This is a genomic window from Corynebacterium sp. CQ3829_602738, assembly GCF_054478435.1.
Genome location: NZ_CM137003.1, coordinates 2,457,957 through 2,476,767, shown reverse-complemented (window position 1 = coordinate 2,476,767; position 18,811 = coordinate 2,457,957). Strand labels below are relative to the sequence as shown.

The window sequence follows — 18,811 nt, the reverse complement described above, 5'->3', positions numbered from 1 at the left end:
GTTCTCGACCATTCTTTCCTCCCGTTTCGTCAGCTGCAACAAGAGGTCATGAAAGTTCTGGTCAAATAAGGGTTGGCGAGGAGAAGAGGTGGATAAGATTCAATTCGAGAGTTCGCAAGGCCTGAGATTTGATTAAGAGAAGATGAGCATCGAAAACCACCGGATTGGCGATCTATGGCAACAAATGGATCTCCACGTGCACACACCAATCTCCGCAGAGACTCGATACGGAGACAAGAACAGCAAATCGACATGGGACCGATTTTTCCAGGCGATTCGTGAGCTTGAGTCTGGAGTGTCTGTGCTCGGGATCAACGACTACTGGTCGGTGGACGGGTATAGGAGAGTTAAGAAGGAGCACGACCGGGGAAATTTACCCAACGTAAAGCTCCTGTTACCCGTCGTTGAAATGCGATTAACGGACAGCATCAACGAGAAAAGGAAGAAAACCAAAAAACAGAACTATCATGTTTGCTTCGATAACAAGATAGATAGCGACGTGATTGACCAATATTTCCTGGGGAAACTTGAAACGTCTTTTAAGTTTTCAGATGGAACGCAGCCAGCTTACTTGCTGGGCCGCCATGGTTTTATCGAGCTGGGGCGCCGATTGGTGGAGGAGCGTGTTGTGGCAGCACCGGATGGGGTCCTTAATGAAGACACTTTCCACTCAATTGGGAGGAAGCATTTTGCCGTTGGCCTGGAGCAAGTGCGCGCGCTTCTTCAGGAACCTTGGTTCAAGGGAAGAACCTTGGAATTTGTAGGCTACAGCGAAACAAAGGATCTCCTCAATTCGGGCTACGAAGGGATGGACAAGAGATTTCTGATGAATGCAGATGGGGCTTTCTTGGCGTCACCCGAGCCGGAGGCTTTTGCTCATAACCAGAAGTTGTTGGCAACGGCCAAGAGTGGTATCCCTCTGATCCATGCCTCAGATGCCCATCGTTTCGACGATGGCAGTGAGCAAACCCGATATCTGGGCAAATCCAGAATGTGGGTGCGGTGCTCTCCAAACTTCGAAAGTCTGCGCTTCGCTGTTAAAAAGTTTCAAGATCGTCTTTCTTTCGGCGAACCTGAAGAATCGAAACAGAAAAGGGGGGTCGCCAGCAATATCATCGAAAGACTCACAGTTGAAAGTCCGGAGAACGGTCCAGTTGTATTCGATTATGGGGTAGAGCTTAATCCTGGATATACCGTAATCGTGGGTAACCGGGGCAAAGGTAAATCCGCGTTAGCGGATTGGATCGCAGTGTCCGCCACATCTAACGCCAAGACCAGCTTTGCGTTTCTTAATGAAGACAGGTTTCGACCAGCGAGGAAGGGAGCCCCTAGTTATCAATTAACCTCTTCATGGACTGATGGTTCCGAAGTCGAGTTCACCTGGGAAAACGGTGCCGCTTCGAAAAACAATCGGGTGGATTATTACCCCCAATCCCGAATCGAAGAACTTTGCAGTGCCGATCCGGGCGCGGAAGGCGCAAAATTCCTGGAGAGCTTGATCGGAGACTTACTTTTCCGCAGGATTTCCGAAGTGGAACGCCGCGGTGCTTCGTCACTCGACGAGCTGAAGAACCAGTTGAGAAAAAGCATCGATGTAGGCAATGCGGGAGTAGATGTGGAGTACGAGCTTCGCAGCGCTCTAACCTGCATCAAGCGGATCAGCGAAATCAATGGGTTGGACTTGGGCAAAAGACGCGCTTCCGTGGAGGAGGAGCTGTCTCTCCTAAGGGAGAAGGGAAATGTTCAGTACTCCATTGACGCTGACACGTTGTGTTCCATAACCGAGTTGAACGAGCAAGCAGCGCTGGCAGCAGAGTCAACGAAGGCATGGGCGGCGCGCAATGACCGCTTAGATGACCAAATACGGCAAATCGATCACTCGGATTCCGTTCGCGACGAAATTACTAGAATCGCCCAGGACTGGATTTCGGGAATTAGGGGGCCGAAAGACTTTTGGGATTCACAAAACCGCTGGGATTCTCTGTTGTCCGACCATTATGACCGATTCGAGAGTTATGTAAGAGAGTGGTACTCAGATCTGCAGCTGAATTTACAACTACTCTCGTCGGAGTTACGGCAGAGGAAAGAGGAAATCGAAGCAACACTAGAGGCGCTGGGACTAACAGAAGCCGATATCGAAAACCGTCAGAGGCTCCAGGACGATGGAAATCGAGATCGACAGCAGTTCAATCAACTAAAGAACGGCGTGACCGATCCGGCGCAGGATCAATGGTCGTTAACCGGCATACAAGCCCTCCTAGATGAGAAAGACAAGAAGCAGGAGCAGCTGAACGAGATAGCGTCACGACTCGCAGCTTATGCAGTCAGATCGCATTGTGAGAACGTAGAGGCTGCCACCCAATTAACCAGTCTACTGAACGCTAGTTTGGACGGGCTCTCGTTAGGTGATGGCAGCGTTAGGATTCGAGTCAAGGTGGCTGACAGATTCAATCCCGAAATTCTGCGACCGTCTTTGAAAGTCAAGGGTCAGGATCAATTTGAGGCTCTATGCGCCGAACGTTCGGCGTTTGACGATGAGCTCGAGGTTCTTTCCCAAGCAAATATTGAAACATTTATGGAGAACGTCATTCAGTTCGCACTCTTAGCACAAGAAGGCGGCATTCTTCGTAATACGTCCGGAGCGCTCGGCAGTTTTGATTTCTTACGTCACCTAACTGATTTTTCCACCTACGACATCCGAGTTGAGTTGGCGTTAGACGGAAACCCTCTAAGCCAGCTGTCACCCGGTCAAAGAGGGCTAGTACTGCTGTTATTCATTCTTGAAGCCGATCAGTCGACCAATGTCTTATTGATCGATCAACCGGAGGACAACTTGGACAACGACGCGATCAAAAGGTTGTTGATCCCAGCTCTCGATCGAGCTAGAAAAAAGCGGCAAGTAATCGTGGTCACACACAACGCAAATATTGGCGTGCTAGGCGACCCAGATCAGGTGGTCTCATGCCAATTTGAGGAAAATGTTTTCTCACTGCGTTCAGGGTCAATCACGGATGACGGTATGCAGCGAGAACTTCTACGAATCTTGGAAGGTGCAGAAGACGCATTCAGAGATCGAGCAAACCGTTATGGGCTTGTCTTATCTTAAAGGCTAACTTAGTGTTTCGGCTTCATCTGAGAGTTACTGTGGTCGTCTCCGCTATACAGTAGTGCCGTGTCCTCCCTCATCCCCGTCCACGCATCCGAGCACGTCCTTGGCGGTGTCCCCGAGTACCTGGCCACCGCGTTCTCGCATGCGAACCCGGAGACGTCCAACGCGCTGAAGGCGTTTTTACAGGACACGGAACGTGGCATGTTCCATGGGCTGTACGTGCGGGTGCGGCTCGCCTAAGTACGCGATCGGGTGGGACGGGATTCTGGACTGGATGCTGTCGTGGTTCACGCCGTACCACCGCCAGGCGGAGGCGTTCCGCAGGCTGCGCAGCCGCGACGAACACGGGAGCGCCGACCGGATTCCACGCTGGTGATCACCGGCACGGGTTCGGGTAAGACGGAGTCCTTCCTTTACCCCGTGCTGGATCACCCGGCGCGCGCACGGGCTGAGGGCCACGCCGGTGTGAAGGCGCTGCTTTTGCACTCAATGAACGCGCTGGCGAACGACCAGGCGGATCGCGGCACGCCGCTGAACCGCAAGCAGGTGTGGACGGTGCTGGAATCGCTCATGCAGACCCAGGCTATCGACGGCCAGCTGTTCTGGCCCACCATGTCCGCCGTCGGCGCGGAGATCTTGAACGTCCGCTACGAACGCGGCGGCGGGTCGCTGTTCGATCACGTTGTTGTCGACGAGGCCCAGGACTTCAACGCGGACCACTGGCGCTTCCTCCGCGCGTGTGTGGCGCAGGAGCCGAACGATGTGTTCTTGGCAGAGGACTCGCATCAGCGCATCTATGGCCACCCACTGACCCTGTCGCACTTTGGCATCTCCACCCGCGGGCGGGCCTCTCAACGTTTAACACTGAACTACCGCACCACCAAGGAAAACCTGGACTACGCGTTGCGCATCCTGGTCGGCGGGGATACGGAGTATCTGGACGCCGAGGGCGAGGTTGACAAGATAGATCACTACCGCTCCGCGCGCTCCGGGCCAGCGCCGGTGATCCTGCCGGCGGCATCCGAGGACGAGGAGTTCGAGCTCGCCGCCGGGCTAATCCATCAGTGGCTTGAAGACGCCGAGCGTGTGCTGGACAGCGGAGTGCGCAAGGAGGTTCGCGTTGGCGTCATGTGCCGCACCTGTTTAGAAGATCGAAATGGAAGCGGTGTGGTGAGTTTGTGGTAGCGCCTGAGTGGGGATCCGGTAGCGGTCCCTGCTCAGGCGTGTTGTGGAGTTACTGGTTAGCTTCCAGTCTCATGTTTGGTCCTTCGAGGGTGATGATTTCGGCGCCGGCGATGAGTCGGTTGAGGATGGACTCGGCGATGACGGCGTCCGGGATGGATCTGTACCAGTCTTGCGGGGTGAACTGTGAGGTCACGATTGTTGATCGGTTGCCTTCTCGTTCGGAGAGAATGTTGAAGAGCAGGTGCGCGGTGGCGGCGTCGACTGGGGTGGTGAGGAAGTCGTCGAGGACTAGCACGTCGACGTTGATCAACTCGCGGGTGAGTTTGAGCCGGGCTGGGTCGTCGAGTGGCATTACTGCGAAGTGCGCGGCGAGCATGTCGGTGCGGTAGAACCTGGCGGAGTAGTCGTTGCGGCATGCTGCGGTGATCAGTGCTTGGGCGAGGTAGGTCTTGCCGACTGAGGATTTGCCCAAGATGACAATGTTTTGGCCCAGGTGGCACCATTGTCCGTGAGCGAGTCGGCTGACTTGTTCTGGGTTGATGTTGCGGTCAGGTGCGTAGACGACGTCTTCGAGGCAGGCATCGGGGTTTGGCGATCGTGATGCCTTGAGCAGTTTGTTGATGCGGCGTTCGCGTCTGGCCGCGACTTCTTTGTCGAGTGCGTAGAGCACCTTTTGGGAGAAGGTCCACGTGTCGAAGGCTGGGTCGTTGGCGATGTCGATGACGCTTTTGCCGAAGGCTGTCATGCGCATCGCTGTGAAGTCCGCGAGGACGGATTCGTCGAGGAAACGCTCTTGAGGCGGGGTCGGTGGGGTCATGGCGTTGTGGTTCCTTTCTTGATGAGGTTGTCCAGACTGAACTGTGCTGCGCCACCGAGGTAGGCGCCGCTGGTGTCGCGTGTGGCAGCGGCGGGTGCGTGGGCCCGATGCCCAGGTGTGGCCGGTGCCGGTTGGTCGAAGCCGTGTGGTCGGGTTGCGGCTTCTTTGCGTACGGCGGCCATCATGTTTTTGACCGCGGTGTAGGACACCGCCCGGCGGGTCCCGTCGGAGGAGACCAAGCGCTTACATGCTTCTTCCAACACGAGCTTGTTGGCGTGTTTGCCCATTGACAGCACGTTTCTGCACGATTGGTACGCCTGGGCCGGGATTGCTTTCGCCGCGATCATTTCCTCGATGACGGTGCGTGTCGCCGGGCCGATCTTTTGGGCTTCGCGCAGGAAGTAATCGCTCGTCCACAGTCCTTGGGTGTGATCCATGTTCGCCGGTATGTGGTCGGCATCGGTGACATACGCCCCGCGGGTGTGGGCAAGCGTGTGGGTTGTAACGGCACGGCCACCATCGAAGACCGTGAGCACTTGCCCGGTGATGCGCACATCGACAGTGCGGCCAACGAGCTGGTGCGGCACGGAGTACCGCACGCTAGCTACGGTGATGTGGAAATCTGGGGCGATCTTGGCGCGTTTCCACTCGGTGCGCTGCCACGGGGTATCGGGAAGCGCTGTCAACAGGTGCCTTTCATGCGCATCGAAAATGTCTTTGCGGCTTGACTGCTGGTGACGAAACGGTACCGCCTGGTTGATCTGGTCAACCAACTGCCTAATGCGTGTGTTGAGTTCGTCAAGGTCGACGCACTGGTGGCCATCGAGTGCGTGGATGACCTTGTGGGTGACGATCTTGACTGCGGCTTCGACATTCGCTTTGTCTTTCGGCCGTTTCGCCCTCGTGGGCAGTGCTGCGGTGTTGTAATGCTCCAAAAACTGCTCGTAGGTGTCGTTGACCTTGCGGTTTCGATCCGCCGCGCTGATCGCGTTCGACGCAGTCGAGGCATTATCCGGCACCACAACCTCAGGCACGCCCCCGAAGTAGGCGAACGCGTGGTGGTGGGCATCAAGCCAGGAATGCTGGCGCTCATCCGGACATGCGAGGGCAAAAATCATCCCGGAATACGGCATTGAGGCAACAAGTACGCTGACCTTTACCCCCGGTGCGCCATAAGGGTCGAACAGGCGCATCTTGGTGCCTGCCCAATCCACCTGCATGGTGTGCCCCGGTGTGTGGGTGATGCGTGCGGTCAAACCGGCCGCATCGACATGGGATGCCACCAACTGGCGAAACCGGTCGTAGCTGTAATGGAGCTGGCCGGGTAAAGCAGGTGTGGTGGTGTAGCGTGCCCACAGCACTTGCAGTGTCTGCTTGTTACGCCCGGTGCGGGCTTTGACCACCGCATCGAAATCGATAGGGACGAACTCGCCCTGGCCTGTGCTGCGCCCATCTACGAATAACTCGTCGAGCTCATCATCCGTCAACGCCAACACCTGGTCGATAGTGCGAATCCCGAGGGATCGAAGCACCTGGTTCGACCGGGAAATCGCGCGGTGGGAGCATCCGAGCTGTTGTTCAATCTGGCGGTACGAACGCTGCTGCACAAGCAGCTTCATCACCGCCCGGTAATCCGTCATCAGCGGACTCCTTCCGGTAACCGGCTACACCCCTGTGGTGCAACCACCCGAAAGCATCACCCGCCACCGCCAACCCCGCTACCGGAAACCCACTGAACCGCTACCCGAAAGTCACCACACCGCTACCAACTAGCCGGTCGCAACACCGCACCCGCGGGCAGCTCTCCCGCGTGGTGGCCGGGCTTGCCGACGGCGGCATCGACGCCGTCCAGACCAAAAACGCGGAACTGGCCTCCCACGAGCAGGTCAGCGTGATGACGATGCACGGTGCGAAAGGCATGGAATTTACCCACGTGATCCTCATGGGCGTGGGCAAGGAGTTCATGCCGCTGCGTTTCCGGTTGAAGAACCTCTCCGAGCAAGACGCCCGCGCCTCCCTGCAGCAGGAACGTTCGCTACTCTACGTTGCGGCGTCGCTTGCCCGCGACGCGTTGGTGATCACGACGGTCGGCAAGCGTTCGGAGCTGCTGCCGGAGGGGTGAGGTCGGTCCCTAATAGAATGCACCGATAGGTAGCCGGATGGCGTACAGAGCCTGGATGGATTGCATAGGAGCGGTAGCGTGGCGGGCGAACTCAACCGGATCGAAGCGAAAGAAATTAGCGTAGGCAAGCTGTTTCATTCCGGCGATTACGAATTCGAGATTCCGGAGTATCAGCGCCCATACGCCTGGGGAGCTGGGGAGTCTCTCCAACTGTTATCCGATTTGGCCGGTGCATTGGAGCGTGACACGGAGGAGCCATATTTTCTCGGCTCGATTGTGTTGGTCAAAGCCCCAGGGGATCCGCGCTCTGAGGTGATTGACGGGCAACAACGCCTCACCACATTGACAATCCTCCTGGCGTTGTTGCGGGATCTCGTTGAAAGCGAAAGCTTGCGGCGCTCAATCCACCAGCTTCTTGAGACCGAGGCGTTGGAATGGGACAACGTCCCGGCGAAGCCGCGACTGCGCATCCGCCCTCGTGACACGCATTTCTTCCACACGCATGTGCAAACGCCCGGTGCCATCCAGACCCTGATCGGACTTAGCGACAACGTCCCGGAGACCGACTCTCAAAAGAGAATCCGCAACAACGCAAAAGCGTTGTACGAGGAGCTCGTGGAATGGGATCAGGATCAGCTGAGAGAACTTTTCAAGCTCATCGCCGGTCGCGCGTACCTTGTGACGGTGTCAACGCCGGACCTCAACAGTGCGTACCGCATTTTTTCTGTGATGAATGCCCGAGGGCTTCCGCTTTCTCCCCAGGACATTTTCAAATCCCAGGTGGTGGGATCGATTGCAGAACATGAAAAGCAGCGGCACGCTGAGGTGTGGGAGAACCTCGAGGAGGAGCTCGGGCGTAAGGAGTTCGGCGACCTTTTCTTGTACATCCGCGCCATCAAGTCCCACACTCGTGCCGTGAAGGGGTTGCTGCAAGAATTCCCCGAGCAGGTGCTCAACGCGTACTTGCCCGATAACGGAACGGGCTTCATCCGCGAGGTGCTTGAGCCGTACGCGAAGGCCGACATCCGAATGCTCGCGCAGGACTTCCACGGTGATGATCCACGGTGGAGGGAATTGAACAATTGGCTGAAACGGCTGGATCAGCTTGATAACGACGACTGGCGGCCGCCAGCCTTGTGGGCACTCAAAGAGCATGGCGAAGACGTGGAATTCTTGGTGCAATTCATGGCCAAGCTTGAACGGCTGGCGGCAAGCATGCTGCTGCGGCGGGTCTATGCAACCCCACGCCAGCAGCGCTACATGGAGTTGCTCAAACAGCTGGCCGACGGAGATGGCTTACAGGCCGGCGCTTTCGAGCTTTCGGACGCCGAGCGGAAGGAGACGCTCGATCGCATCAACGGTGAGCTCTACCTGGCAACCCGCGTGCGTAAGTACGTCTTGCTGCGCCTCGACTCGGTGCTCGCTCAGGACCCGGGCGCCTCGTACGACCACCGCACTATTACTGTCGAACATGTGCTCCCCCAGCACCCGCCGCTGGAGAGTCAATGGACGCGGGACTTCACTGAGGAAGAGGCGGAGCAGTGGACGCACCGCCTGGGCAACCTGTTGCTGCTTAACCGCCGTTCCAATTCACGCGCGCAAAACTACGACTTCGCCGTAAAGAAGGATAAGTACTTCACTTCTGACCAGGGTGTGGCAGTGTTCGCCCTCACTACGCAAGTGCTGAAGGAGCCCGTGTGGACACCTGAAGTTATCGCTGACCGTCAGAGATATCTGGTGGGGACTCTGGCGCGGGAGTGGGATTTGTCCTAAGGCTTAGGGTGTTTCGGTCGGTGGGGTGAGCGGGCTGATTGGCGCTGCCTGCTGGTCGGCTTCGTCGCCCTCGCGGTCTTCCCAAGCCGCCAACGTGGTAGTTGGTTCATTCTGCAGGTGCCACATTGTTCTGCCATTTGCTGCACCGCCCACCAGAAACGCCGCTGCGGCGGACGGGCTGGTGAACTCCAAGTCTGTGGCCAGCGTGTTGTCTTGGATCTGGTCCGCGTAGCGTTCCCGGGTGGCGTGGACCCCTCGCGGGGCGCTGGGACGCAGCTCTGGGCGCAACGTGGATCCCTCCAGGACGAGGAAACCGGAAGCGGTGCGCTGGCCCAGGCCCTGAACGCCTTGGCTGAGAACGGTGAGCTCGAAGATCGGTTCTTTGTCGTCGCTTGGGCGCACCGGGGCTGCAGCCGTGTTGGTCGAGGTGCGAGCCTTCGATGAAGTTGCTTTCGGCTGGAACGCGGAAATACCCAGAGCGCTGATGACGAGGTTGGTGTTTTCGATAAACTCGTCCAGCTCCGCTTGGGTTGAGCGTAATCCTGACTCAGCTTGAGGTGGAGGAGGTCGTCGATGCGTCATCCCGTGCGGACTCTGCATTGCGCCGTGTGGGGCCTGCCGAGATTCGACAGTTGCGCAGCGCCATCAGTTAAGCCGGGGTCGGCAATGCCGAGGAAAACTGTGGCGCGGGAGATAGAGTGTTCCTATGAAAAAGTTTCCTCTCCTTGCTGCAACAGCAGCACTACTCATCACAACACTGTCCGCGCCTGCTGCTAACGCCGAGCTGACCCCAACTGAGCGGGACCAGTTCCGCACCGATCCCGTCGGGGCGATTGCTTGGCAAGCTATTAAGGGCTCTTCGGAATACGTGCGCGCCGATGGCAACACCATGATGGCCGCGTCCTTCTTCTCCATGACTTCGCCCGGGGAGAGTATCGGCCTGCCAGCCCTGGAGAACTGCGCCGAGCGCGTTGGCTCCTCTTCGCCGGCAGGCGGTGTGCGCTACGTGGCGGCAGCCCTGTGCGCAACTTTCGACCCGAATGCCCGCAGTCAGGTGCAGCGCGGTGACTTTGGCTACGCGCCGCTGGGCTAAGCCGGTGCGTAGATAGGCAGATCGCTGCGTGTATGCGGCCGAGACCACCCTGCCAGCTTGCCCTCGGCGGAACGAGCGTGCCGATCTGAAATCGAGGGCGCGTGCCTCCAAGTCGGAGCGAACGCACCGAAATGCGCTGTTTTGCGCTAACCTCACGGCCTATAGGAACAGATTCGGTGCGAACGTTCCGTAACAGAATACGGTCAGCGAGGAGACGTGACACGTGGACATAGAGGCACTCGGCAGCTTTGTGCGCGCCCAGCGTAAGGAGCGGAGGCTGACCCAACTGGAGGTCGCCGAGCTTGCCGACGTGTCGGACCGGTTCCTTCGGGAGCTCGAGCACGGTAAGCCGACGGCCGAGATTGGCAAGGTGATCGACGTTCTTGCCGTGCTCGGGTACGACCTTGAACCCGTCGTGCATAGAGCTGACGAGCTGGGGCGATTTTGAGCGTCGCCCCTTGCGGACTCCGCATTGCGGACAATTGGGTGCGCACCAACTGTTTCTGGGGGCAACCTTTGGTTCGTCGATAGGCAGATGTCCACTGAAATGAGCAACTCAGGGGCTGTGCTCGCGCGGGGTGCGACGTAGGCTGCCGGGCATGGGGATGAAAACTTGGAAAATTGGGGCCAAGGCGGCGGGAACGCACGTTGGGGGCCGGGTAATTGTTGCGAACCGTTTCGGTGAGATTGACGCTTCTGGGCGGGAGCTTGGGCAAGCGGTTGTTGCCGGACTGAATCGGGCAGCCAGAAAGTGTCGGCGGGTCAGTATGAAGCAGCCGGAAGTAGGTGAGGTGGCTGAGAACCTCGCAGGCATCGTCTTGATGGCTGGCTTGCCGCTGCTGCTGATGCGGCAAGCGACAACCGTCGAATCAGCGGGTTCGGCGGCCAGGCTGATGGTGGAGATCAGCGGGGAGGCACTCGCGCAGGAACCGCGGTTTGCAGGCGTATACGGGCTAGCGATCTCCGCCCGGGAATGCGCCGACGCCGGCCGTCTGGACATGATGGGGCCGTTTTGCGACACCATCTCCAGCGTGCTGCCCAAACCTCTCTCCCACGCGGGCGAAGCGGATCGCGCGATGCAGGTGGAAATCCGGGAGGTTGAGTTCCCGGAACCCGATGATGAATTGGCTGGTGACGGCTTGGCGGAGATAGACCTGAACTACAAATGCAGCGAGGTCGATGGCAGCGAAATCGGTAAAGACTCCGGCTCGGCGTACTTCCCGTTGCCGCTGTTTGCGCCGGGCACGGCGGAACCGCGCGTGGTTATGGAGATGTGGGTCGATGGCCTGCAAGTGATCGTGGACTTGGAGGCGAAGCTCGCGGGATACGGTGCCCTTCGGGACATGGTGTACGCCGTGGAGGAGGTTGTGGGGGCGCACCGGCTGGCGGGCTGGGGGTCGCAACCGGCGTAGGGGGTCTGAGCCGGGCACCGCTTTAGCCGTCGATAAGGTTGGCGTTCGTGAGCAACCACCGAAGATAACGGCATAAGTTTGGTAGTCGCCCTCGTATGCAGTGCCTGAAATGCTCTGGGCAGGCCGGAAGACGACGGCCTCGTCATCTCCGCGCAGTTGGATAAACACCAGCGTGGATAGCGCTCGAGGGTGTCAGGAAGTTTGTGTGTGAGGCTCTGATCTAGAAGGAGTTTCACCGATAATGACTACGGTGTCACCGAAGAAAAACCATGACCCGGCGAGGGTCAACGAGATCAGCGAGAAGCTGATGGAAAATCCTGAGCTCGCCAGCTTGATCAGCGAGCTGTCGACCTCCGCTGATGATGCAAGCGAGCTGGTCAAAGGCCTGCTGCAGGCATCGATCAACGCTGGTCTGCAGGCGGAGATGGATGCGCACTTGGGCTATAGCCATTCCGACCGCAAGGCCAAAGCCCAGGTGGATACCGCGCAGGGCAGCAATCACCGCAACGGGTCGTACACCAAGACCGTCAATTCTGGCTACGGCGCGGTAGAAGTGACCGTGCCCAGGGATCGTGCCGGCACGTTTGCACCGAAGATGGTGCCCAAGGGTGCACGCCGACTGACTGAGCTCGATGACATGATCGTCTCGCTGTACGCCGGCGGGATGACCGTGCGTGATATTCAGCACCATCTGGCAACCACGCTCGGGGTGGATATGAGCCCGGATACGATCAGCACCATTACCGATGCGGTCTTGGAAGAGGTCATGATCTGGCAGAACCGTCAGCTCGACGAGTTTTACCCGGTGATCTTCCTCGACGCGCTGCGCGTGAAAATCCGTGACGGCCACCGCGTGGTCAACAAGGCTTGCTACATGGCGGTTGGTGTCGACATGGACGGCATCAAGCACATCCTGGGATTGTGGATCGCGGAAAACGAAGGCGCTGCATTCTGGGCATCGGTGTGCGCGGATCTGGCCAACCGCGGTGTCCAGGACGTGTTCATCGTGTGCTGCGACGGACTCAAAGGCTTGCCGGAAGCTGTCGAGGCAACCTGGCCGAATTCGATGGTGCAGACCTGCATTGTGCACCTGATTCGGGCTGCGAACCGGTGGGTGTCCTACCAGGACCGCAAATCTGTCTCCCGGGCGCTGCGTGAGGTCTACACGGCCACCAACGAGGACACCGCCCGAGCCAGCTTGGATGCGTTCGAGGCCAGTGAACTCGGCCGGAAATACCCGCAGTCGGTCAAAGTCTGGCGCGACGCCTGGGAGCGGTTCGTGCCGTTTCTACAGTTCCCGCCAGCGGCACGCCGGGTGCTCTACACCACCAATTCAATCGAATCGCTCAACGCTGAACTGCGTAAAGCTACCCGCAACAGGGGCCAGTTCCCGAACGATACCGCGGCGCTGAAGACGCTGTGGCTGATGATCTGCAACATCGAAGACAAGCGCGCTGCGCAGCGAGCGAAGAAAGCAAAGCGCGACGTTGAATGCAACGGCTATATTGAAGGAGCGAAAGCCACCGGGTGGAAACAAGCCATCAACCAACTAGCCGTGGCTTACCCCGACCGATTCGCGGACTACTTGTAAACCAAACCCCCGCACACAAAAAATCGGACACTCTCTAGCGCTCCCCCGACGTTCTCGCGTTGCTGTGCGAACCTTGTTGAAAGGAAAAGCCCTCAAAGAGAACGTAAGCCCTCAAAAAGGATAATCGCACCCAGCAGAAGGAAGACCACACCGCTGAAAATATCCACCCAGGCGGAGTTCTTAGCCATCCACTTCGCAACCGCGCGGGTAGCCAAAGCCACACCCACAAAGAGCACGAGGCTTTCCAGAATCAACACGGCACCCACCATGAGATTGGCACCGATGCCCATGCCGGGATCGATGAAATTGGCAAAGATGGCGCCGAAGAAAATGACCACCTTGGGGTTCGAAAGATCGCAGATAAACCCCATGCGAAAAGCGGTGGCCGCCTTGATGATGCCGTCCGGTGTAAACCCGCGCGGCTGCGGGGCGCGGGTTTCGGTACCCACTACAGTTGCGGGCGCGCGGCGCTCCTTGATGCCATCGGTAATTGCGGTATAGGCCATCCACAGCAGGTAACAGCCACCGACAACCTGCAGTGCCACGAGGACGCCAGGGTGCGCAGTAATCAATGCAGACAGCCCCGCCAAGGAGGCCACGGTCCAGATGGTAAGGCCGGTGGTACTACCCAGCGCCGCCCATACGGCTGCGCGCGTAGAGTGCGCACCTAACCGAATGATTTGCATTACGTCTGGACCCGGCGAGGCAATCGCCGCGAACCACACGCCCATAAGGGTCACTAGGGCGCTAATAGCCACCTAACACCTCCCTGCTATTGGATTTGCGCATGACACTATAACGGCGCTCTCACCTGCAGCGAAACAGATAAGTTCTGTGATTTAGGTAGCTCGTATAACAACTCTTTTATAGAAATCCGCCACCTGCCCGAGGGCTTCCGCTTTCTCCCCAGGATCTGTCTTAAGCGCTTTGCGGACTCCGCATTGCGGACAACTGGGTGCGCACCAACTGTTGGGCGTTGGAAACCTTTGGGGCGTCGATAGGCAAATGTCCACTGAAATGAGCACGTGAGGGGCTGTGCTCGCGCAGGCTACCCCGTAGGCTGCCGGGCATGGGGATGAAAACTTGGAAAATTGGGGCCAAGGCGGCGGGAACGCACGTTGGGGGCCGGGTAATTGTTGAGAATCCGGGGCGCGAGCTGAACGCGACTGCGCGGGCGCTCGGGCAGGAAGTCGTGGATGCGGTGAACCGCACGGCGAAGCAGTGGCGGCCTGTGGATGATAGGCAGCCGGTCACTGGTGAGCGCGCCGAAGAGCTGGTCAGCTACACCGTGATGGCGGGCGTTCCGTTGATGATGCTGCGCGACGCGATGACGGCGAACAGGGCGGCGCGTGCTGCGGGGATGCTCGCGGAGATATGTAGGGACGCGATGTCGCTTGAGCCGAGGTTCGCTGCTATCTACTCGCTTGCTGTCACGGCACGTGAGCAGGCTGAACAGGGGATCATGGAATTTATGCCGGTGCTGTGCACCAGCATCTCGTGGGCTCTGCCCCAGCCGGTGCGTCTGGGCGCAGTAGCCCATGCAATGCGGGTCGAAATTAGTGAAGTGACGCTTCCGACACTTGGAGGCCCGAAGCGCGCAGGTCTTGCGGGCATGCGCATGGATTTCGAGTGCGAAGAAGTTCGCGGCGTCGAGATCGTGCCCGAGCCCAGCACCATCTACTTTCCGCTGCCGCTGTTCGGACCCAACAAGGCGGAGCCGGACGTGGTGCTGGAGATGTGGGTCGGCAGCGTGCAAGTGACGGTGGATCTGTCCACGAAGCGTTCCGGGTTCGGCGCGCTGCGGGAGATCGTGTACGCCGTGGAGAAGGTTGTGCAGGCGCACCGGCTAGAGCGGGCGCGCGTGCGGCCGGCGTAGGGGCGGGCACGTACGCGCATGAAGGTCCGATACGAGGACAAGAATCTGCAGCGCCTGGCAGAAGACCCCGATTTTCGTTCAAAGCGGTGGAGCCCTGAACTTACGCGGTCCTACCGGCGTAAAATTCAGATTCTCCAAACTGCTCACGATGAACGAGATTTGCGGAGAATGAAGTCATTGCACTTGGAGCAGCTACGGGGAGACCGTTTAGGGACTTCATCAATACGGCTGAATAAGCAATATCGCCTTGTTATTCGATTTGAAACTAGCGAAGATGGACGCATCGCAGTTGTTATTGAAATGGTCGACTACCACTGACGGAGGTGAACAATGGCTACTCAACCCTTGGCAGAAGCGTTCCCAGTAGGAGATTTCCTCGCGGAGGAACTGGAAGAACGTGGTTGGAGCGAAGCAGATTTCGCCGCGATCATGGGACGGCCGACGCGCTTTGTTGAAGAGCTCATCTCGGGCGAGCGGGAGCTTACGCGGGAATCCGCCGAGCTGGTCGGGGCAGCACTTGGTACCTCGGCAGAGCTGTGGCTCAATCTGCAGGACACATTTCTTGCGTGGAGACAATCCCACGACGAGAAAACTCAGGCGAGCCTTGCCGCTGTGAGAGAAAGGGCTCGCCACCGCGAGCTGGCTGACCTGCGCAAAGCACAGTAGCCAGGGCTGACTGATCGGGCGCCGCTTTAGCCGTCGATAAGTTTGGTGTTCGCGGGCAACCGCCAAAGATAACCGCCTAAGTTTGGTAGTCTCCCTCATATGAACTGGCCGCGGGTGGAAACTGAGACGCTCCCGTGGTCGCCTGCGCCCGATTCGTACCCGCGGCGGGCGGCGAAGAGGATGCCGCGCGAGTACGAGGCTGCGGCGGTCCCGAAGATTGCGAGCCAGCAGCTCACGCTCACCGACGAAACTCGTGCACTGGTGGAACGGGCGACGGTCGCGGCCGTGCGGTTCGATACGACGGACGCGCACCGCGTGGTCCCCTTCACCCCGCTGTTGCTTCGCAGTGAGTCGGCCGCGTCTAGCCGTATTGAGCAGCTCACGTCGTCGGCTCGCAAGGTGCTGGAGGCGGAGGTCACTGGCCGCGGGCGGGGAAATGCGGCGCTGATTGCGGCGAACACTCGCCAGATGGAGGCCGCCGTGGAGCGGGCGCGTGCGAGCGTGGACGGCATCGTGGAGATGCACCGGATCCTACTGACGGATTCCGCTCCCGAGATCGCGGGCGTGCTGCGAAATGCCCAGGTGTGGATCGGCGGCAGCGACTACTCCCCCGCCGGGGCGATGTTCGTGCCGCCCCACCAGCGCCATCTTGGGGAGCTGATGGCGGATCTCGGCGAGTTCATGGCGCGCGATGACCTCCCGGCGCTCGCCCAGGCGGCGGTCGCGCACGTGCAGTTTGAAACGATTCACCCGTTCGCCGACGGCAACGGCCGCACGGGGCGTGCGCTTGTGCATGTGGTGTTGCGGGAGCGCAGCCTGACGACGAGCTCCGCCCTCCCCCTGTCCGCCGGCCTCCTCACCGACACAGCGGGGTACTTCGCCGCGCTCGACGCCTACCGCGGCGGCGATGTGGATCGGATCGTGCAGCTGTTCGCCCGCGCCGCCATCGATGCCGCCGAGCGTGGATCCTGGCTGGCGGCGGAGCTAGTCGCCCTGCGTGAAGAGTGGAACGAGCAGCTCACCGCCCGCGCCGATGCGCTGGCGTGGCGCGTGCTCGAACTGCTGCTGCAGCGGCCTGTGTTGACCACGGCGGCGGTGTCCGCCGAGTTCGGCGTGTCAGCGGAGACGGCCCGCAACGCCCTGGAGCGGCTGGAGGTTGACGGCATCGTCATCTCCGCGCAGCTGGACAAGCGTCAACGCGGGTGGCGCTCTCCCGACGTGCTCGCGTTGCTCGACGAGTTCGCCGACGCCGCCGGCCGCCGCGGCTGAGCCGCTACTGCCAGGGCAGCTCGATGCCGAGGCGTGGCGCCAGCGCCACCACGCCGATGCCCACGACCGCCAGTGCGGCCAGCACACCCAGCACCACCGCCGCCGTGTTCGTTTCGGTGGTGGTGTACTGCGCCAGCGTCGGGCGCTGCGCGTTGACCTGCGCAAGCTCAGCTTCGGCTTCGGCGACGTCGTCCTCGGCCTCGTCGAGGGTCATCTGCTCGGCGGCGGAAAGCTCGTACGCGTCCTCGACACCCTGCTCCGCCTCGGCGAGGCGCTCCCGGGCGGACTCCACCGCTGCCGCCAGCGCGTCCTGGTCCGCGGCCTGCGCCCGCGCGAGCTCGGCCTTTGCGGCATCCTTCGCATCCGTGGCCTCAGCCTCGGCGCGCGCGAGTTCATCCCGCTCGCCTTCCAGGCGCTGTTGCCAATCGACGGCACTCCGCAACCGCCTCTCAGCGTCCTCCAGCGCGCCCGCGGCCTGCGCCAACGCCTCCTGTGCGGCGGCGTCGTGCTCCTGGGCGGCGGCGAGATCCGTCTGCGCGGCGGAAAGTTCGGCCTCATCGGCGGAAAGCTCGGCGGCGTAGTCGTGCGAGACCGCCACGCCGAGCCTGCTGGTCGTGCGGGCCGGGATGGCGCGGATCTCGTCGCGCTTCAGGCCGTCGTAGCTCGGGTTGGCTTGCCTGCGATCGCCCAGGTCCACCGTGAGCTCGGGGGTGCGCAGCGTCTCGCGTGCTCCGGTGGAGACGTAGTACGGCACCCCACTCGCGTTAGCCTTTTGCGAGCCGCCGTCCGGGCCGAACGTGTAGGACGTGGTCGGGTAGGACAGCCGGTAGAACTGCATTGTGGCAAACGCTTGGCCGTTGGGCGCGACCCGCACACCGACGCCGATGCCGGTCTGACTCGAATCCAACATGCCTTCGTTGTGCCCCGAGGTGGAGTTGCGCCACTGGGTAAACAGCGCCTCGGGAAGCTCGGCCCACTGCGTGCGGTCCGCGGTAGCCGGGGAGACATCTGGCCAGCCGAGCCAGTTGTACGCGATGTTTTCCCCGCTGTGCCCGTAAGCCTCGAACTCGGCGTGGCGGAAGTAGTCGTTGCCGCCGCGCTGCATGTCGGCGGACATCACGCCGCTCCAGTCGCGGGCGTTGTCGTTGAACACGTCGTGGCTGACCAGCGGGTGCATGCCGTGGCGCTGGCGGTACTCGTTGGTGATCTCCACGATCGCGTCCGCGACCAGGCGCTCCCAGTCCTCTTGGGTGTAGTCGGCGCCGGCGGCCTCGCGGGCCTGGGCGTCGGCGAGTTTGGCCTGCGCGGAGTCCGCGGTCTGCTGCATGTCGGCCTTCTCGGCCGCGGCGTCGGTTGCAGCTTCGTTTGCCGCGGCGGCCGTTTCCTCCGCAAAGGTGACGTCCTCGGCGAAGGCGGCAGTGTCTTCCTCCGCCGCAGCGAGCTGCTCTTGCTTTGCGACGAGCTCCCGCTCCGCCTCCTTCAGCACCTCCGCGGCGGCGTCCAGCTCTGCCTTCCGCTTCTCCACATCTGCCCGTGCGAGGTCCTTCTCGGCCTTCTTCAGCGCAGCCTCCGCGGCCTCCACCTCTGCGTTGGCGTCGCGTACGGCGGCGTTCGCGGAGTCGCGTTGCGCCTGCGCCGATTTGGCGTCGTCCTTGGCTTGTTGGAGGGAGGCGGATGCGTCGTCGTAACGCTGCTGCCACTTCGCGGTGGCCGCGTCGAAGCCTTGCTGGTCGACGGTGGTGGTAGAACCTCCTGACGACTGCGCCTCAGCGACGGGGACGTGAACAGTGCTGACGGCGAGCGCGCAGGCCAGTGTGGCGGTTGCGATGCGGGAACGGGACATGGTGGTGCGATCCTTCGGGGCACAGGTCAAACGGTGACGTTTTAAAAATCTAGAT

17 protein-coding genes and 1 pseudogene are annotated in these 18,811 nt (G+C 60.1%); 13 read left to right on the top strand and 5 right to left on the bottom strand.

Going from position 1 to position 18,811, the window contains the following annotated elements; translation table 11 throughout:
- Nucleotides 1–142: 142 nt before the first annotated feature.
- From ACX1NL_RS11840 to ACX1NL_RS11830, 3 genes are all read left to right on the top strand, one after another.
- Nucleotides 143–3,106: a TrlF family AAA-like ATPase gene (locus ACX1NL_RS11840; protein ID WP_458898251.1), complete on the top strand. Its 2,964-nt coding sequence runs from the start codon at nucleotides 143–145 to the stop codon at nucleotides 3,104–3,106.
- Between the two features lie 66 nt (nucleotides 3,107–3,172).
- Complete coding sequence (locus ACX1NL_RS11835) at nucleotides 3,173–3,349, top strand: hypothetical protein (protein WP_458898250.1); 177 nt, start codon at nucleotides 3,173–3,175, stop codon at nucleotides 3,347–3,349.
- 132 nt (nucleotides 3,350–3,481) lie between these two features.
- Nucleotides 3,482–4,294, top strand: a complete 813-nt coding sequence (locus ACX1NL_RS11830) for a DEAD/DEAH box helicase (protein WP_458898249.1) — start codon at nucleotides 3,482–3,484, stop codon at nucleotides 4,292–4,294.
- A gap of 49 nt (nucleotides 4,295–4,343) precedes the next feature.
- On the opposite strand, the gene ACX1NL_RS11825 is transcribed toward ACX1NL_RS11830, so the two are convergent.
- The gene (locus tag ACX1NL_RS11825; protein ID WP_181889237.1) at nucleotides 4,344–5,111 is read right to left on the bottom strand and encodes an ATP-binding protein; all 768 of its coding nucleotides are present in this window, start codon (nucleotides 5,109–5,111) and stop codon (nucleotides 4,344–4,346) included.
- On the bottom strand, nucleotides 5,108–6,751 hold the full coding sequence (gene istA / locus ACX1NL_RS11820) for an IS21 family transposase (RefSeq protein WP_458898248.1): 1,644 nt from the start codon (nucleotides 6,749–6,751) through the stop codon (nucleotides 5,108–5,110). The genes ACX1NL_RS11825 and istA overlap by 4 nt, the downstream gene beginning before the upstream one ends.
- Nucleotides 6,752–6,924: 173 nt before the next feature.
- Between istA and ACX1NL_RS11815 the strand changes: the two are divergent.
- A pseudogene (locus ACX1NL_RS11815) lies at nucleotides 6,925–7,233 on the top strand (3'-5' exonuclease); the annotation flags it as partial.
- Between the two features lie 78 nt (nucleotides 7,234–7,311).
- A complete protein-coding gene (locus ACX1NL_RS11810) occupies nucleotides 7,312–9,006 on the top strand; it encodes a DUF262 domain-containing protein (protein ID WP_458898247.1) in 1,695 nt (564 codons plus the stop codon).
- 3 nt (nucleotides 9,007–9,009) lie between these two features.
- Here ACX1NL_RS11810 and ACX1NL_RS11805 read toward each other — a convergent pair whose 3' ends face one another.
- Complete coding sequence (locus ACX1NL_RS11805; RefSeq protein WP_458898246.1) at nucleotides 9,010–9,408, bottom strand: DUF4357 domain-containing protein; 399 nt, start codon at nucleotides 9,406–9,408, stop codon at nucleotides 9,010–9,012.
- A 304-nt stretch (nucleotides 9,409–9,712) separates the two neighbouring features.
- On the opposite strand from ACX1NL_RS11805, the gene ACX1NL_RS11800 reads away from it, so the two are divergent.
- The 4 genes from ACX1NL_RS11800 to ACX1NL_RS11785 all read left to right on the top strand — a co-directional run bounded on the left by ACX1NL_RS11800 (nucleotide 9,713) and on the right by ACX1NL_RS11785 (nucleotide 13,102).
- Nucleotides 9,713–10,099 (top strand): hypothetical protein, encoded by a 387-nt coding sequence (locus ACX1NL_RS11800; protein ID WP_034996604.1) that lies wholly within the window; start codon nucleotides 9,713–9,715, stop codon nucleotides 10,097–10,099.
- Nucleotides 10,100–10,322: 223 nt separating this feature from the next.
- Complete coding sequence (locus tag ACX1NL_RS11795) at nucleotides 10,323–10,547, top strand: helix-turn-helix transcriptional regulator (RefSeq protein WP_034996602.1); 225 nt, start codon at nucleotides 10,323–10,325, stop codon at nucleotides 10,545–10,547.
- A 343-nt stretch (nucleotides 10,548–10,890) separates the two neighbouring features.
- Entirely contained in the window at nucleotides 10,891–11,511 is a 621-nt protein-coding gene (locus tag ACX1NL_RS11790; RefSeq protein ID WP_458898245.1) for a hypothetical protein, read from the top strand.
- A 241-nt stretch (nucleotides 11,512–11,752) separates the two neighbouring features.
- A complete protein-coding gene (locus ACX1NL_RS11785; protein WP_458898244.1) occupies nucleotides 11,753–13,102 on the top strand; it encodes an IS256 family transposase in 1,350 nt (449 codons plus the stop codon).
- A 92-nt stretch (nucleotides 13,103–13,194) separates the two neighbouring features.
- Here ACX1NL_RS11785 and ACX1NL_RS11780 read toward each other — a convergent pair whose 3' ends face one another.
- A complete protein-coding gene (locus ACX1NL_RS11780; RefSeq protein WP_458898935.1) occupies nucleotides 13,195–13,788 on the bottom strand; it encodes a LysE family translocator in 594 nt (197 codons plus the stop codon).
- Between the two features lie 383 nt (nucleotides 13,789–14,171).
- On the opposite strand from ACX1NL_RS11780, the gene ACX1NL_RS11775 reads away from it, so the two are divergent.
- The 4 genes from ACX1NL_RS11775 to ACX1NL_RS11760 all read left to right on the top strand — a co-directional run bounded on the left by ACX1NL_RS11775 (nucleotide 14,172) and on the right by ACX1NL_RS11760 (nucleotide 16,913).
- Nucleotides 14,172–14,978 carry a hypothetical protein gene (locus tag ACX1NL_RS11775; RefSeq protein ID WP_458898243.1) on the top strand — a complete coding sequence of 269 codons (807 nt, stop codon included), beginning with the start codon at nucleotides 14,172–14,174 and terminating at the stop codon, nucleotides 14,976–14,978.
- Nucleotides 14,979–14,996: 18 nt separating this feature from the next.
- Nucleotides 14,997–15,296: a type II toxin-antitoxin system RelE/ParE family toxin gene (locus ACX1NL_RS11770; protein ID WP_458898242.1), complete on the top strand. Its 300-nt coding sequence runs from the start codon at nucleotides 14,997–14,999 to the stop codon at nucleotides 15,294–15,296.
- A 12-nt stretch (nucleotides 15,297–15,308) separates the two neighbouring features.
- Nucleotides 15,309–15,644: a helix-turn-helix transcriptional regulator gene (locus ACX1NL_RS11765; protein WP_458898241.1), complete on the top strand. Its 336-nt coding sequence runs from the start codon at nucleotides 15,309–15,311 to the stop codon at nucleotides 15,642–15,644.
- Nucleotides 15,645–15,743: 99 nt separating this feature from the next.
- A complete protein-coding gene (locus tag ACX1NL_RS11760) occupies nucleotides 15,744–16,913 on the top strand; it encodes a Fic family protein (protein ID WP_458898240.1) in 1,170 nt (389 codons plus the stop codon).
- A gap of 4 nt (nucleotides 16,914–16,917) precedes the next feature.
- Here the strand turns inward: ACX1NL_RS11760 and ACX1NL_RS11755 are convergent, their stop codons facing one another.
- The gene (locus tag ACX1NL_RS11755) at nucleotides 16,918–18,756 is read right to left on the bottom strand and encodes a CAP domain-containing protein (RefSeq protein WP_458898239.1); all 1,839 of its coding nucleotides are present in this window, start codon (nucleotides 18,754–18,756) and stop codon (nucleotides 16,918–16,920) included.
- Between the last annotated feature and the right edge of the window lie 55 nt (nucleotides 18,757–18,811).

What these genes read in the sequence shown, in the direction of transcription:
- ACX1NL_RS11800 (WP_034996604.1), top strand. Translation starts at nt 9,713, where the DNA reads ATGAAAAAGTTTCCTCTCCTTGCTGCAACAGCAGCACTACTCATCACA.
- ACX1NL_RS11785 (WP_458898244.1), top strand. Translation starts at nt 11,753, where the DNA reads ATGACTACGGTGTCACCGAAGAAAAACCATGACCCGGCGAGGGTCAAC.
- ACX1NL_RS11780 (WP_458898935.1), bottom strand. Translation starts at nt 13,788, where the DNA reads ATGCAAATCATTCGGTTAGGTGCGCACTCTACGCGCGCAGCCGTATGG.
- istA (WP_458898248.1), bottom strand. Translation starts at nt 6,751, where the DNA reads ATGACGGATTACCGGGCGGTGATGAAGCTGCTTGTGCAGCAGCGTTCG.
- ACX1NL_RS11760 (WP_458898240.1), top strand. Translation starts at nt 15,744, where the DNA reads ATGAACTGGCCGCGGGTGGAAACTGAGACGCTCCCGTGGTCGCCTGCG.
- ACX1NL_RS11775 (WP_458898243.1), top strand. Translation starts at nt 14,172, where the DNA reads ATGGGGATGAAAACTTGGAAAATTGGGGCCAAGGCGGCGGGAACGCAC.
- ACX1NL_RS11840 (WP_458898251.1), top strand. Translation starts at nt 143, where the DNA reads ATGAGCATCGAAAACCACCGGATTGGCGATCTATGGCAACAAATGGAT.
- ACX1NL_RS11755 (WP_458898239.1), bottom strand. Translation starts at nt 18,756, where the DNA reads ATGTCCCGTTCCCGCATCGCAACCGCCACACTGGCCTGCGCGCTCGCC.
- ACX1NL_RS11765 (WP_458898241.1), top strand. Translation starts at nt 15,309, where the DNA reads ATGGCTACTCAACCCTTGGCAGAAGCGTTCCCAGTAGGAGATTTCCTC.
- ACX1NL_RS11825 (WP_181889237.1), bottom strand. Translation starts at nt 5,111, where the DNA reads ATGACCCCACCGACCCCGCCTCAAGAGCGTTTCCTCGACGAATCCGTC.
- ACX1NL_RS11770 (WP_458898242.1), top strand. Translation starts at nt 14,997, where the DNA reads ATGAAGGTCCGATACGAGGACAAGAATCTGCAGCGCCTGGCAGAAGAC.